This window comes from Streptobacillus ratti, from assembly GCF_001891165.1.
GTDB lineage: Bacteria > Fusobacteriota > Fusobacteriia > Fusobacteriales > Leptotrichiaceae > Streptobacillus > Streptobacillus ratti.
This window is the reverse complement of record NZ_LKKW01000008.1, coordinates 11,306-25,860: the sequence shown is the minus strand read 5'-3', so window position 1 is coordinate 25,860 and position 14,555 is coordinate 11,306. Positions and strand designations below refer to the sequence as shown.

The window sequence follows — 14,555 nt, the reverse complement described above, 5'->3', positions numbered from 1 at the left end:
TGTAATAATTACTTACTTAATGAATTACTTTCAACCTGATATATTCTGCTAATTTAACTCTATTTTCTGTTTCTACAGATAAATTTTTCTTGTTCAGATTTTGCTTTTTCGACTGCTTGTTCTGCACTTTTCTGTTCTATAGCTTTTTCATACTCGTTTGAAACATTTAATCCATAAATATCTCCTTACTTATATTTTAATTTTTTCTCAGCTTCTTTGTAATTTTTCATATATTTTTCTACATGTCTATAGAAATTAATACTATGATTCGGGTGTTTTAAATGAGATAATTCATGTATTATTACATAATCAATTTCAAATAAAGAACGCTTTATTAATTTAGTATTTAATGCCACTATTTTTTCATTAGGCTTACAATATCCCCACTTACCTTTAATTTTCTTTATTATTAATCTTTCTATATTTTCATTCATTATTGACAAATACATAGAAATTCTTTCTTTAAATACTTTTTCAGCTTCTTTATAGTAAAATTGTTCTATTAATTTCATTTTATAATTAAAATCATCATTTTTAGTATTTATTATAACTTTATCATTTAAAATAGTTACATTATCATATGTATTTTTAATTATTTCAACTTCAAAATAATTACCTAAAAATTTAATTTTTGTTCCATTTTCTAAAGTTTCATCTTGAATATTTTTACTATATTCTTTGATTTTTGCTATATTTTTATCTATCCAATCTTTTTTAGACAAAATAAATTGTTCTATATAATATTTATCAATATTAATAGGTGCAGAAATGAATATAGTTAAATCACTTCTTATTCTTAAATTGATATTTTTTACTCTTTTTCTTTCAACTTCATAACCTAAAATCTTTTCAACCAATATTAATTTCCTCCATCTCTTTTTCAAGAGTTAATCTAATAGGGTCAAAAGCAAAAACAGTTTTATCAAGAACCTTATAATATAGACTTTCATCTAAAAATTTTATAGCCTTAATTAGCTTTAAAACATTGTTTTTCTTATTAATAAATATCATTTTATTTTCAACGCTTAATATTATTTTAAACTTATTAATTTTAGGTCCTTCAATAGTAGAATTAAAAGAAAGAGAATTAACTAAAATATCATTGACTTGAAATAAATCAACATATATATTTTTTATTGTAAAAAAATCTTTTTTAGTTATTATTAATTCATTATTAATACCCACTAATTTCTCAAATCTATCGTTATAATTTTGAACTATTTTTTTAGTAAAATTAATAACTAAACTTGTTAAAAAAAATATTATTATAAATCTAATCATTTACTCACCTACATATTCATTTATACTAATTTATCTAAAAATAATGTTGCAAGTCCTAAAAATAAAAAGAACCCACATATATCTGTAATTGTTGTTAAAACTACTGCTGAAGCCATCGCAGGGTCAATCTTAGCTAGTTTTAGACCAACCGGTATAAGGTATCCTACCAAACATGCTATAACACAATTACCTATCATAGCTAAAAATATTACAAAACTTAAATAAAAGTTTCTATAAAAGAAAAAGATTGCTATTCCACATACAATACCTAAAATAATACCATTTATAAATCCAAGTAAAATATATTTAAGTGAAATTCTCCAACTTTCTTCACTATCACTTTCATCTAAAGCTATAGATCTTATTGTAACTGCCAAACTTTGAGTTCCTGCATTTCCTCCCATACCAGAAACTATAGGCATTGAAACAGCAAGTGCTACTACAGCATCTATTGTTTCAGAAAATAATCCAACAGTAAATGATGCTAAAAATGCCGTTATTAGATTTATAGAAAGCCATGGTAATCTTTTTAAAACACTATCCTTTAAAGTTGTTTCAAGTGTTTCATCATCTCCTGCTCCGTGCATTTTTAAGATATCTTCAGTATTTTCTTCGTTAATTACATCAATAACGTCATCTATAGTAATTATTCCAAGCATATTACCTTTTCTATTTACAACTGGAACTACTTTAAGACCATATCTTGAAACTATTTGTGCAACTTTTTCTTGGTCATAATACGGATCAACATAAATAATATTTTCATTTGTTATTTCTTCAAGCATTGTATCATCAGATGATATTAATATATCTCTTAAATCGGCTTCTCCAAATAATCTTGATTCTTCATCTAATACAAAAATAGTTTCTATATATTCTGTTTTAGGTCCGATAACTTTTATCTTCTCCATAATATCTTTAATTTTTAAATTCTTTTTAAAAGCTATATATTGTGTGGTCATTATACCACCGGCTGTATCATCTGCATACCCTAAAAGTAATCTTATCTTGTTTGCATCAGAACGTTTCATATTATCTAAAATTTCTTTACTTTTTCTTAATTCTAATACCCCTAATATATCTGCAACATCATCCGGAGGTAAATATGTTAAAATATCTATCGCTTTATCTAATTCAAGTAAGTTTAAAATACGAACTTGTAATTCCTCATCAGATTGCTCAAATATTTCTATTTTTACATCATCACTAAATAAGTTAAATACTCTTAATAATTCTGTATCATCATCAATTTCATAGAATGAATCTGCTATATCTACAGTATGATGTTCTTCAACAAATTCTTCTATTTCTTCTTCAGATTCTAAATTTTGTAAATCCTCTGCTATTTCTTCTGTATCTATATCTTCTTCAAAATATTCTTTTTCATCTTCATGATCTAATCTACTCTTTATTTCTTGTTTTAGTAAATCTATTTCTTCCTGTGTTAATTTTTCTATATCTAAATTATTATTCATTTTTCACACTCATTTTCTTTAAAATTGGTAAAAAATATTTTATTGATAATAATGTTTTCATATCAATTAAATAATTCTCTATTTCATCAATTTTTATCCAATGTGATTTAATATCCTCTGCTTCATCAAAATCTGTTTCACCTGGAATAATATCATTAGATTTTAATCTACCTGCATAAAAATGTATATATTGTGTCATATATGGATCAACTAACATAGGATTTTTCATTGATATTACATCTACTATATCTTTTAGATTATATCCTGTTTCTTCTTTTAACTCTCTATTTATCGCAAAATAAGGCGATTCTCCTGGATCAATAATACCTGCAACATTTTCAAATGTGGTTTTATCAACACCGGGACGATATTGTTCAACGAATAATACTTTTTCTAAATTTTCATCAAATATCGTTATACAAACCGCATCATCTTTAATAATATATTCAAGTGGCACTTTGGTTGTAGGATGATACTTTATCGCTCCCTTTAAAAATTTAAAACCATCTTTTATTGGTATTTCCATTTTAATCACCTCTTTTTTTTCTATATTTTTTCTTTAATGTTCATTAACATTATACTATAATTAAATAAATAAAAGCAACCTTTTTAGAGATATTTAAGATTTGAAAAAAAGCCTTTTTTTTGATATAATATATTGAGAAAAAATATATTTGAAAGGATATAATATGATAACTACAAGTAATTTAACAGTCCAATTTGGAGGAAGAAAATTATTCGAAGATGTAAATATAAAATTTACTGAGGGTAATTGTTATGGAATAATTGGAGCTAATGGTGCAGGAAAATCAACATTTTTAAAAGTTTTAACTGGTGAAGTTGACTCTACAAATGGAGAAATAATTATAGATAAAAATAAAAGAATTTCATTTTTAAAACAAGATCACTTTGCTTTTGAAGAAAGTATGGTATTAGATGTTGTTATTATGGGACATGAAAAACTTTATAAAATAATGCAAGAAAGAAATGAAATATATTCAAAAACAGAATTTACTGATGAAGATGGAATTAAAATTTCTGAACTTGAAGGTGAATTCGCAGATTTAGATGGTTGGGATGCTGAAACTAATGCTGAAAAACTTTTAAATGGATTAGGAGTTACTCCTGATTTACATTATAAGCTTATGAAAGAACTTACAGAACCAGAAAAAGTTAAAGTTTTACTTGCTCAAAGTTTATTTGGTAATCCAGATATATTATTACTTGATGAGCCTACAAACGGACTTGACTTAAAAGCTGTAAATTGGCTTGAAAATTTTATTATGGATCTTGAAACTACTACTGTATTAATAGTTTCGCATGATAGACACTTTTTAAATAAAGTATGTACTCATATTGCTGATATAGATTATGGTAAAATTAAATTATTTGTTGGAAACTATAACTTCTGGTATGAATCTTCTCAATTAATGCAAGAACTATTAAGAAATCAGAATAAAAAGATAGAACAAAAAAGAAAAGAATTACAAGAATTTATAGCAAGATTCTCTGCAAATGCCTCTAAATCAAAACAAGCAACAAGTAGAAAAAAACAATTAGATAAACTACAGTTAGAAGATATGCAAGTTTCAAATAGAAAATATCCATATGTAGACTTTAAACCTGAAAGAGAAGCTGGTAATAATATGTTGAAAGTTGAAAACTTATCTAAAACTATTGATGGTGAATTAGTTTTAGATAACATTAGTTTTACTATTAATACTAATGATAAAGTTGCTATTCTTTCAAGAAATGATATTGCAAAGACTACTCTATTTCAAATATTATCTGGCGAATTAGAAGCTGATAGTGGTAGTTTTGAATGGGGAATGACTACAACACAAAGCTATTTCCCTAAAGATAATTCAGAATATTTTGAAAATGTAAATCTTTCACTTATTGATTGGTTAAGACAATATTCTAAAGATCAACACGAAGAATATGTTAGAGGATTTTTAGGACGTATGCTATTTTCTGGTGATGATGCTAGAAAAGAAGCTAAAGTATTATCTGGTGGTGAAAAGGTTAGATGTATGTTAGCAAAAATGATGTTATCTGGTGCAAATGTTTTATTATTAGATAATCCTACCGATCACTTAGATCTTGAATCTATAACATCATTAAATAAAGGGCTAACAAGATTCAATGGAACTATTTTATTTACAACACATGATCATGAATTTATTCAAACAGTTGCAAATAAAATAATAGAAATTACTCCTAAAGGTTTAATTTACAAAGAAATGAGTTTTGATGAATATATTGAAGATGAAGAATTACAGGAACAAATCAATAATTTATACAGATAGGATATAAAATATGGATATAAACAATATAAAGGCATTTACTAAATTAATTGAATATGGGACTATTTCTAAAACAGCTACCAAGCTTTTTATTACTCAATCAGCTCTTTCAAAAATAATAAATAAATTAGAATTAGATCTTGGTGCAACATTATTAAATAGAACAAATAAAGGTGTAAGTTTAACAAAAGAGGGACAAATTGCTTATAATTATTTTAAGAAATTAATTGATATTGATAATGAAATTAGAAAAGAAATTAAAGACTTTAAAGATAATGTAAAAAAATTAAAAATAGTTGCCGTACCGTCTGTAGCTAACTACTCTCTTCCGTGTGTTCTCTATAATTTGAGTGATAAATTTAAAAATATGAAGTTTCCACTATTATTAAAAAATAGTTCTTCCAAAATTGTTTCTGATATTGCAGATGGTATTGTAGATATAGGTTTTGTTTCAAATTGTCAAAATTGTGAATTTTGGAAAATTAAATATACTAAGGCTTATGATGAGAATATCATATTAGTAGCTTCTAATAAAAATAAGCTATCTAAAGTTGAATTATCAGATTTATTCAAATTTAAATACATTGAATATATAGGTGATGATACTATTAATGAAGCTATAGAGGAAGTAATATCAAATTATTCAAGTTTTAATATTATAACCCAACTTGAGTCTATAGAAGCTATAAAAAAATCTGTTAGTCAATCAAATTTTTTAGCTTTTCTACCTTATTCTTCTGTTAAAACAGAAATTTATAGAAAAGAATTAAAAGCTATTGAAATAAAAGGAATAAATATAACAAAAGAGATATTTATTGCACGTAGATTTGAAAATAGTAAGAAACATAAAGAAGTCATAGATTATATAGAGAAATTTATTCTTGATACAATATGCTAAAAAAGATAGTCATTTTTATAATGTGACTATCTTTTTATTTCCATACTGTTATTTCCCATATACCATTTATTGGTTCAATAGTTTTAAATCTAATATTTTTATACTTACAATGATTTTCAATTTTAACCTTAGCACAACTTTGATCAACAATTATAGTGAAATTTTCACCAATTTCTATTTCATTAAAAATTCTTTCAAATTTTAAAAATGGAATAGGACAAATTTCTCCAAAACATTCTTCTATCATTTTAGCCTCCTAGATATATTATATCAAAAATTTCTTTATATTCAAATAAAAAACTGAGGTTTCCCTCAGTTTCAAACTATATTTCATGTTTTATATCTGTAATTTTTTTATCTTTTAAATATACTAATGCAGGAAATTCTTTTATTTCTAATTTATTAGCTATGAATTTACTTTTATATATATCTACTTTAACTAATTCATAATTTATAGAATTTGAATGTTCTTCTGCTTTTGGTAAAAATTCTAACATCTTACTATCACTTGAATCATATAAATATACAAGAGTTTCTTTTCCATCATTTAAAATTTGATTATTAAATGTATGACTTTCACTAATAAATTTTTCAGCATTATATCCAGCTATTGCTCCATCTCCTACAGCAGTTGATACTTGCTTTAAAAACTTCTCTCTTATATCTCCAGCTGCAAATACACCCTCAATATTAGTTTCCATTTTTTCATTAGTAATTACATATCCTTTAGCAGATAAATCTATTACATCTTTATATAAAGAAGTATTTGGTAAATATCCGATAAATAAGAAACATGTATCAACATCTACTGGAATATCTTCGCCAGTTTTTGTGTTTTTTAAAACAACAGTTTCTAATTTTTCATTACCTTTGTATTCTTTAACCATACTGTTCCATATAAATTCCATTTTTGGATTAGCTAAAGCTTCAGCTTTTGCAATTTCATTACAATCCATTATTCCCTCATCATGAACTACTGAAACTATTACTTTTTTAGCAAATTTAGTTAAAAATATACCCTCTTCTATAGCAGAATCTCCTGAACCAACTACCATTACAGTTTTATCTGTATTTGCTGCTGCATCACATGTTGCACAAAATGAAATTCCTTTATCATATAAGAATAAATCTTCATTAACTGCTCCTGTTAATCTAGGATAACCTCCACCAGCAATAACAACTACAGGTGCTTCATAAATAACTCTAAATGTTTCAACTTCTTTAATTTCACTATCTAATTTAACTGACTTAACATCAGTTAATTTAAACTTAACATCGAAGTTTTTAGCTTGTTTATGAAATAAATTCATTAATTCAGTTCCACCTATTCCCTCAGGAAATCCAGGATAATTAGCAATATCACTTGTATATGTTGCTAATCCTCCAACTAATGTTTTTTCAAATACTAATGTTTTTAATTTAGCTCTTCCACAATAAATAGCTGCTGTTAAACCAGCACTTCCCCCACCTATTATTAACACATCATATCTTTCTCTTTTTTTATCCATAACTATACCTACATAAATACTTTCACTAATAATTTACTTCCTATAATAGCACCAACTAATAAGAATATTGCAAATACCCATCCTGAAAGTGATAATGCAGCTGTAGCTGAAAATAATGCCCCTATATTACATCCTAATGCTAATCTTGAACCAAATCCCATTAAGAATCCACCTAATATTCCTGCTACAATTTGTTTTTTATTTTTGATTTTTTTAATTCTAAATTCTGAAGCAAATAAAGTTGCAAGAGTTGCTCCAAGTATTATTCCTATATTACGTATTGATCCACCATCTTGTAATAATGGAGTTAAAATTGATTTACCTTGTGAAGCATGTGTTTGAAAATATCCCCAGTTTTCTGGAGTTGCTCCAATTAATTTAACTATTTTTGCTCCCCATACTGCAAATGTTGATGTAACTCCCCATGTACTATTAAAAAATATAAAATGAGCTATAGCAAATACTGCAAGTAAAGTTGCCCCTGTATTATATGATAAAGGATCTTTCATTATTCTTTTATATATAGGATTTTTTTGTAATTTTTTAAAGTATGTCTGCATATTTCCTCCTATACTAATTTTTCTATAATTAATTCCCATTCTCCATCATCAATTTCTTCTATTTCAACATTGTGTCCTACTTTTCTTGCCCATTCTGGAATATTTTTCATTGCACAAGAATGATCTATGCTAACTATTAAAGTATCTCCAATTTCTAATTCTTCCATTTTACCTTGAGTTCTAATTAAAGGTACAGGACAAGCCTCACCTAAACAATCTAATGTAAATTCTTTTGCCATATTAAATTCCTTCTTTCTTTTATTTTTTATTCATAACTTCCAATTTTTTTAAGTTGCCATTTTAAAGCAATTACATAAATACTTAATATTATTATAAACTGAATTACTAAAGCTCCTACCCAACCAAATAAATCTGGCAAGAATAATTTAATTGATGTAGATGCAGCTGCTGGTTCTAAATAATTCATAGCCCATGCTCCTACTACTGAACCAATTATAAAAAACACTAAAGATAGCCATTGCATTTGGAATCCTTCTCCACATCTCATTAATGTTCCTGAAGCACACCCACCTGCTATTACCATTCCAATTCCAAATAAAATTGCACCAACAATAGTTAAAATGGAAACTGAATTAACATTTGCCATTAATATTTTAGCATTTTCTTGATTTACATATTTAAATGCAGTAAATCCAACTGTAGCTAATGAAATTGCCCATAATACTGATCTAGTTATAGATGTTCCACCAGTTAATACAGGATCTCTAAATGCTGCTGTAAAGCAAAATCTTGATCTTTGAAGTATTATTCCAAAAGATATACCAAATATCCAATATGCAACTAATTTAGGCTCTTTTAAATAGAAACCAAATCCTACTATACATGCAACTAAAATTAATGCAAATGGAATTTGTGATGGTTTTTCTTTTCTTCTTGCTTTTCTATCTTCCATCTTATCCTCCTCTCACTTTCTTATGTTTATGTTACAAAAATAATATACTATCAAAATAAATATTTAACAAGCATAATTTTAGAATAGCTATTCCTAAATGGACTAAGCATATAATATAAAAAGAGGTCAAAATAAACTTTAACCTCTTTCAAATCTATTATTTAAATACATCACCAGCTTGTTGATACCAAAATACTAAATCTAAAGCATCCATAGGAATACTAACTTCTTTTGAATACTGTTCCATAAGTTCTTCAATTTCAAAATATTTCTTTTTTGTTAAACTTTTAGGTACTTCTTCTATTACACCAAGCTCTTTTAAATTTTTTAAAACATGTCTATCTAATATTGCAAGATATCTACCGTATCCTAAATTTCTTAAAACATGTGCAGCCTCTTTTAATCCCATACCTTTTACATTGTTTAAAATCCAATCTCTTTTTTCTTTTACTCCATTAATTTCAGCTAATATATTTTTACTGTCTAATTTTCCATTTCTTGTCATAAGATTTCTAAGTTCGATTAAATATCTAGCCTTGTTATTTTTAAATCTTACTACATTTAAATACTCTACTATATCATTTTCAGAACCAACATACAATAGATTGTTTTCTTTTAATTTTTCTATTGCAGACCAAGCATTTTTTGCTTTACTTTGTGGAGTTAAAATACAAAATGCAATTTCTGCAAAATAATCTTTTTCATCATAATTTATAGTATTTGCATATCCTCTAATAGCATTTTCTATTTTATTTGATATAGAACTGTAAATTGATTCTATTTCTTTTTGTTTTTCCATATTTATTTTCATAAAACACCATCCTTTATCCTTTAATATATAATAAAGGAAATTCAAATATTTGTCTAGTCATTTATTATAGATTTTTAAATTTTTATGTGATATAATTAAACTATGAATTTGAAGGGAGAAAATAATGTATTCTATAACTACAATGTTACTAATTTATGCTGTAGTATTTATACCTTTATTTGGAATAATATATTACAATAATAATAAAAAAAGAAAAAAAATAGATGAAATGATGAATAGTTTAAGTATAGGTCAAAAAATTATGACAATTGGAGGTATTATTGGTAATATAACTAAAATTGATGATGAAACTGTTGAAATAAAAGTAGATCAAAATGCTAAACTTAACATTACAAAAAGAGCAATTTCACGTATAATAAAATAAGGAGTTTTTATGTTTAGGAAATTTAAAAAAACGTTACTTCTTTTAGGTATATGTGTTTCTGTTTTAACATTTTCTGCAATATTAGAAGATGTAAAATATCAAAATGGTGAATTTGTTCTTAGATTTGATTCTAAAATTACTAAACCAATTATTAATAAAACTAAAATTACGTCTAATAATATTCATTATAATGTTTCAGAAATTAATTTAAAAAATACAAAAATATCAGAAGAAGTTTTAAATCAAATTAATATTAACGATGAATTTTATAAGTACATTATAATAGATGAAATTACTAAAGATTTAGCAGGTATTTATACATATTCACAATATGGTTATAATTCAAATATTACATATTCTGATAATGAAATAAGAATAAAAAAAATTAAAGTAGATGTTCCTAAAAAAATTAGTCCTCTAACAAAAAAGCAATTGGTTATAGTTTTAGATGCTGGACATGGTGGGCATGATTCTGGAGCTAGGGGTCATGGTAAATTAGAAAAAGAAATTGCTTTAGAAATTACACATAAACTTGCTCAAAACTTAAAAAGAGATCACAAAGTTATTCTTACAAGAAGCGATGATACTTTTGTAAGTCTTAGTGAAAGACCTAGAATAGGAAATATCAACTCTGCTGACTTGTTTGTAAGTATACATTTAAATGCTGCTTCTAATGAAAATGCTAATGGTGCTGAAATTTTTTATTTTTCAAAAGAAACTAATCCATATACTTCAAAGTTAATTGAATTAGAAGAAAAATATGATGAAGTTCAAGCTAAAAAAGTAAGCATAATAAATCAAATTTTGGGAGATTTTTTTATTAATAGAACCAAAGAAAAAAGTGCTAATCTAGCTAGAGTTATACTTGATAACTATTCTGAGCAAATGAATTTTAGGAAAAGAGGAATATTTGGAGCTAACTTTGCAGTTTTACGTGGAAGTGAATCAGCATCTATCTTAATAGAATTAGGATTTATTTCTAATGAATCAGATAATGCAAAATTAGCTAGTGAAACTGGACAAATGATAGCTGTTAATGCTATAGCAGATGCTATAAGAGAAAATTTTGAGGAGTAATATATGAAAAAAAATAAATTATTAATTATATTATCATGTCTATCAATATTTAGCATTATTTCATATTTATATGTAAATCATAAAATTAATAATCCTATTATTTCAAGTGAAAATAATATAAATGGTGAAATAAAATATTTAGATATCTACATATATGATAAAAACACTAAGGAATATAACCATTTAGAAGTTGAAACTGATTCAAATATTATTGATGAGGGTGATTATGTTAATGCTTTAATTAAGAGCTCTAGTTTCTATAAATTAAATGATAACTATAAATTTTTAGCTGCATATTCACTTAAATATGAAGGTAAAAGCATATTAATAATAAAATTAAATAACTATTTTAGTAAGCTAAATAATGAATCAATAAAGAATTTCGTTAATTCAGTTAAATATACTCTAAAAGAAAATTTTAAAGAATATCATGAAATTAATGTTGAAATAGATGCAAATTAAGGAGAACTTATGTATAACCTAAATGAGATTCATGAAGAATTAAAAAGATTGGTAACTGAAAAAAGATACAATCACATTATTAGAGTTAGAAATAAGGCTATAGAACTTGCAAAGATATATAATGCACCAACTGATATTGTAGAAGTTGGTGCTTTATTGCATGATATAGCTAAATATTTTGATGATGAAAAAGCCTACTCTATTATTGAAGATAAGTATAAAAATATTTTTGAAAATGGATTTAAAATTAATCAAATATTACATGGTTTCGCTGCTGCCTCATATGCAAAAAAAAGATTTAATATTACAAATGAACTTATACTCGATTCTTTGAGATACCATACTATAGGTCGTGAAAATATGACAATAATAGATAAAATAGTATATCTTGCGGATGCAATTGAGGATGGTAGAGATTATCCTAATGTTGACCTTATTAGAAAAGAAGCACTTAAAGATTTAGATTCTGCTATACTAATGGAAATTAATATCAAATTACATTATTTAATTAATAAAAATTTAATTATACATCCTAATACTATTTTATTAAGAAATAAATTAATAAAAAAGGTGAATAAATGAATAAAATTTTTGAAAGTAAATTTATATGTAAAAATAAAAGAATTGCTTTTGCCTACACTGAAAACAATGAAAAAGTATTAATTAGAGATATAAACTTTAATAATGCTTTTGACGGGGATACTGTAATAGTTGAAATAATCGATGATGAAAAACTTATAGGTAAAGTTAAAGAAATAGTTAAAAGACAAGAAAATCCATATTTTGGTACTGTTATATTATGTAAAAGAAATAAATATATAATTAGATTAAATCGAAGTGATTTAATAGTTACGACTACTACCAAAAAAATAAATATTAAACATGGAGATATATTAAGCTTTAATATTGATTATACAACTTTAAATAAGGAAGATATTAAAGTTAATGTTATTAATAATTTTGGTAATATTAATAATTCAAATAATATATTAAACTCTTTATTATACTCTTCTAATATTTCTATTGGTTTTTCTCGTGATATAAAAAAGGAAATTGTAGAAATTAAAAGACCTAATATAAATGAAGAATTAAAATATAGGGTTGATTTAAGACATCAAAAAACAATTACAATAGATGATATAAGTGCAAAAGATTTAGATGATGCTATTTACCTTGAAAAAGAAGAAAATCACTACACATTATATGTAAGTATAGCCGATGTTTCATATTTTGTTAAAGAATATTCAAAATTAGATTTAGAAGCTGCAAAAAGAGGTAATAGTATATATTTAGTAGAACAAGTTATACCAATGTTACCTAAAAAATTATCAAATAATCTATGCTCATTAAATCCAGATGAAGATAAATTAACTTTTACTGTAAAACTTAAATATGATTTAAGTGGTAAATTAATTGAAAGTGATTTCTTTAAATCTGTTATTAAATCTCATCATAGATTAAATTATAATGATGTAAATAATATGTTTGAAAATAATGATAAAAGCTTCCTGATGCTATGGGATATGTTAGAACTTTCTAAAATATTAAGAAAACAAAAAAATAAAAAAGGAATGATTAATTTTAATATTCCTGAAATAAAATTAATACTTGATGAAAATGGAGAAATAAAAGAAATAAAAAAAAGAACAACTGGTCTATCTCAAGAATTAATAGAGGATTTTATGGTCGCAGCAAATGAAGCTGTTGCCGAATATCTACACTGGCAAAATATTCCGGCTATTTATAGGATACATGAAGCACCTGAAATTGATGTATTAAGAAATTTAAATCAAAAACTTAATATATTAGGATATAATATTAATAATATAATGGATATACATCCTGGTAAAATAGCTAAAATAATAGATAAAAGTTCCAATGATGAAAATTCATACCTAATTCATAAAACTATACTTCAATCTATGAAAAGAGCTAAATATATGAGTGAAAATAAAGGTCATTTTGGTTTAGCATTAGATAATTATTTACATTTTACATCACCAATAAGAAGATATTCTGATTTAATAGTTCATAGAATGCTACAATTTACATTAACTAATAAAAAATTATCTACTAAATATATTGATATGAAAAAAGATGAATATAAAATGGTAGCTGAACACATATCTAAAACAGAAAGAATTGCTGAAAGATTAGAAAAAGATTCTATAAAATTAAAATTATTAGATTATATGAAAAAACATTTAAATGAAATATTTGATGCAAGAATATCAGGTATAATTAGAGGTAAATTATTTCTTCAATTAGATAATTTAATAGAAACTGTATTTTATGATAATTATAGTGATAGATACACTATCGATAATACTCTATTAATTGATAATAAGGGTAATAAGTTTAATATTGGTGATAAAGTAAAAATTAAAATTATTAAATTAGATTACGAAAGAATAGAAATTATTTCGGAGGTACTGTAATGAAGATTTTAGCTAATAATAAAAAAGCATATTTTGACTACTTTATTGAAGATGAATATGTTGCAGGAATTGAATTAAAAGGAACTGAAGTTAAATCAATTAAACTTGGTAAAGTTAGTATAAAAGAAAGTTTTGTTAGAATAATAAAAAATGAAGTATGGATATTAGGAATGTTTGTTTCACAGTATACTTTTGGTAATATATATAATGTAAATGAAACTAGAGTAAGAAAATTATTATTAAATAAAAGAGAAATAAAAAAATTATCAGAAAAAGTTAAAGAACAAGGATATACTATAGTTCCATTAGTTGTATTTAATCAAGATGGACTAATTAAAGTTAGAATATCTACTGCTCGTGGTAAGAAAAATTATGATAAGCGTGAATCTATCAAACAACGTGATATCTCAAGAGATATAAGAAAAAATTATTAATAAAAAG

Annotated in this window: 18 protein-coding genes; 8 read left to right on the top strand and 10 right to left on the bottom strand. The window is 24.8% G+C overall.

Annotation, left to right across the window (positions count from 1 at the left end):
- Positions 1 to 185: 185 nt before the first annotated feature.
- Genes BT993_RS02440 through BT993_RS02425 form a run of 4 tightly spaced genes read right to left on the bottom strand, consistent with a single transcriptional unit; the run spans position 186 to position 3,282 of the window.
- Positions 186 to 857: a M48 family metallopeptidase gene (locus BT993_RS02440; RefSeq protein ID WP_158007924.1), complete on the bottom strand. Its 672-nt coding sequence runs from the start codon at positions 855 to 857 to the stop codon at positions 186 to 188.
- Positions 850 to 1,281: a hypothetical protein gene (locus BT993_RS02435; RefSeq protein WP_072593064.1), complete on the bottom strand. Its 432-nt coding sequence runs from the start codon at positions 1,279 to 1,281 to the stop codon at positions 850 to 852. The genes BT993_RS02440 and BT993_RS02435 overlap by 8 nt, the downstream gene beginning before the upstream one ends.
- A gap of 20 nt (positions 1,282 to 1,301) precedes the next feature.
- Positions 1,302 to 2,756 carry a magnesium transporter gene (gene mgtE / locus BT993_RS02430; RefSeq protein ID WP_083557360.1) on the bottom strand — a complete coding sequence of 485 codons (1,455 nt, stop codon included), beginning with the start codon at positions 2,754 to 2,756 and terminating at the stop codon, positions 1,302 to 1,304.
- On the bottom strand, positions 2,749 to 3,282 hold the full coding sequence (locus BT993_RS02425; RefSeq protein WP_083557359.1) for an NUDIX hydrolase: 534 nt from the start codon (positions 3,280 to 3,282) through the stop codon (positions 2,749 to 2,751). Before BT993_RS02425 ends, mgtE begins: the two co-directional genes overlap by 8 nt.
- 163 nt (positions 3,283 to 3,445) lie before the next feature.
- Between BT993_RS02425 and BT993_RS02420 the strand changes: the two genes are divergently transcribed.
- Together BT993_RS02420 and BT993_RS02415 are read left to right on the top strand one after the other, a co-directional pair.
- Positions 3,446 to 5,065, top strand: a complete 1,620-nt coding sequence (locus tag BT993_RS02420; protein ID WP_072593063.1) for an ABC-F family ATP-binding cassette domain-containing protein — start codon at positions 3,446 to 3,448, stop codon at positions 5,063 to 5,065.
- 10 nt (positions 5,066 to 5,075) lie between these two features.
- Positions 5,076 to 5,960 (top strand): LysR family transcriptional regulator, encoded by an 885-nt coding sequence (locus tag BT993_RS02415; protein WP_072593062.1) that lies wholly within the window; start codon positions 5,076 to 5,078, stop codon positions 5,958 to 5,960.
- Between the two features lie 34 nt (positions 5,961 to 5,994).
- Here BT993_RS02415 and BT993_RS02410 read toward each other — a convergent pair whose 3' ends face one another.
- From BT993_RS02410 to BT993_RS02385, 6 genes are all read right to left on the bottom strand, one after another.
- Complete coding sequence (locus BT993_RS02410; protein WP_072593061.1) at positions 5,995 to 6,207, bottom strand: sulfurtransferase TusA family protein; 213 nt, start codon at positions 6,205 to 6,207, stop codon at positions 5,995 to 5,997.
- Between the two features lie 76 nt (positions 6,208 to 6,283).
- On the bottom strand, positions 6,284 to 7,468 hold the full coding sequence (locus BT993_RS02405) for an FAD-dependent oxidoreductase (protein WP_072593060.1): 1,185 nt from the start codon (positions 7,466 to 7,468) through the stop codon (positions 6,284 to 6,286).
- A gap of 8 nt (positions 7,469 to 7,476) precedes the next feature.
- A complete protein-coding gene (locus BT993_RS02400; RefSeq protein ID WP_072593083.1) occupies positions 7,477 to 8,028 on the bottom strand; it encodes a YeeE/YedE thiosulfate transporter family protein in 552 nt (183 codons plus the stop codon).
- 8 nt (positions 8,029 to 8,036) lie between these two features.
- Positions 8,037 to 8,267, bottom strand: a complete 231-nt coding sequence (locus BT993_RS02395; protein WP_067322338.1) for a sulfurtransferase TusA family protein — start codon at positions 8,265 to 8,267, stop codon at positions 8,037 to 8,039.
- Between the two features lie 26 nt (positions 8,268 to 8,293).
- Positions 8,294 to 8,941 (bottom strand): YeeE/YedE thiosulfate transporter family protein, encoded by a 648-nt coding sequence (locus BT993_RS02390; protein ID WP_072593059.1) that lies wholly within the window; start codon positions 8,939 to 8,941, stop codon positions 8,294 to 8,296.
- 157 nt (positions 8,942 to 9,098) lie between these two features.
- A complete protein-coding gene (locus BT993_RS02385) occupies positions 9,099 to 9,740 on the bottom strand; it encodes an N-glycosylase/DNA lyase (RefSeq protein WP_072593082.1) in 642 nt (213 codons plus the stop codon).
- Positions 9,741 to 9,876: 136 nt separating this feature from the next.
- On the opposite strand from BT993_RS02385, the gene yajC reads away from it, so the two are divergent.
- From yajC to smpB, 6 genes are read left to right on the top strand one after another with little or no spacing between them, the layout of a single operon-like run.
- Positions 9,877 to 10,137, top strand: coding sequence for a preprotein translocase subunit YajC (yajC, locus tag BT993_RS02380; protein WP_072593058.1), 261 nt, complete (start codon positions 9,877 to 9,879; stop codon positions 10,135 to 10,137).
- A 9-nt stretch (positions 10,138 to 10,146) separates the two neighbouring features.
- Complete coding sequence (locus BT993_RS02375; RefSeq protein ID WP_072593057.1) at positions 10,147 to 11,214, top strand: N-acetylmuramoyl-L-alanine amidase family protein; 1,068 nt, start codon at positions 10,147 to 10,149, stop codon at positions 11,212 to 11,214.
- A gap of 3 nt (positions 11,215 to 11,217) precedes the next feature.
- Entirely contained in the window at positions 11,218 to 11,676 is a 459-nt protein-coding gene (locus tag BT993_RS02370; RefSeq protein WP_072593056.1) for a hypothetical protein, read from the top strand.
- 9 nt (positions 11,677 to 11,685) lie between these two features.
- Positions 11,686 to 12,258, top strand: coding sequence for a bis(5'-nucleosyl)-tetraphosphatase (symmetrical) YqeK (gene yqeK / locus BT993_RS02365; protein WP_072593055.1), 573 nt, complete (start codon positions 11,686 to 11,688; stop codon positions 12,256 to 12,258).
- Positions 12,255 to 14,114 (top strand): ribonuclease R family protein, encoded by a 1,860-nt coding sequence (locus tag BT993_RS02360; RefSeq protein WP_072593054.1) that lies wholly within the window; start codon positions 12,255 to 12,257, stop codon positions 14,112 to 14,114. Before yqeK ends, BT993_RS02360 begins: the two co-directional genes overlap by 4 nt.
- Positions 14,114 to 14,548 (top strand): SsrA-binding protein SmpB, encoded by a 435-nt coding sequence (gene smpB, locus BT993_RS02355; protein WP_072593053.1) that lies wholly within the window; start codon positions 14,114 to 14,116, stop codon positions 14,546 to 14,548. Before BT993_RS02360 ends, smpB begins: the two co-directional genes overlap by 1 nt.
- Positions 14,549 to 14,555 lie beyond the last annotated feature (7 nt).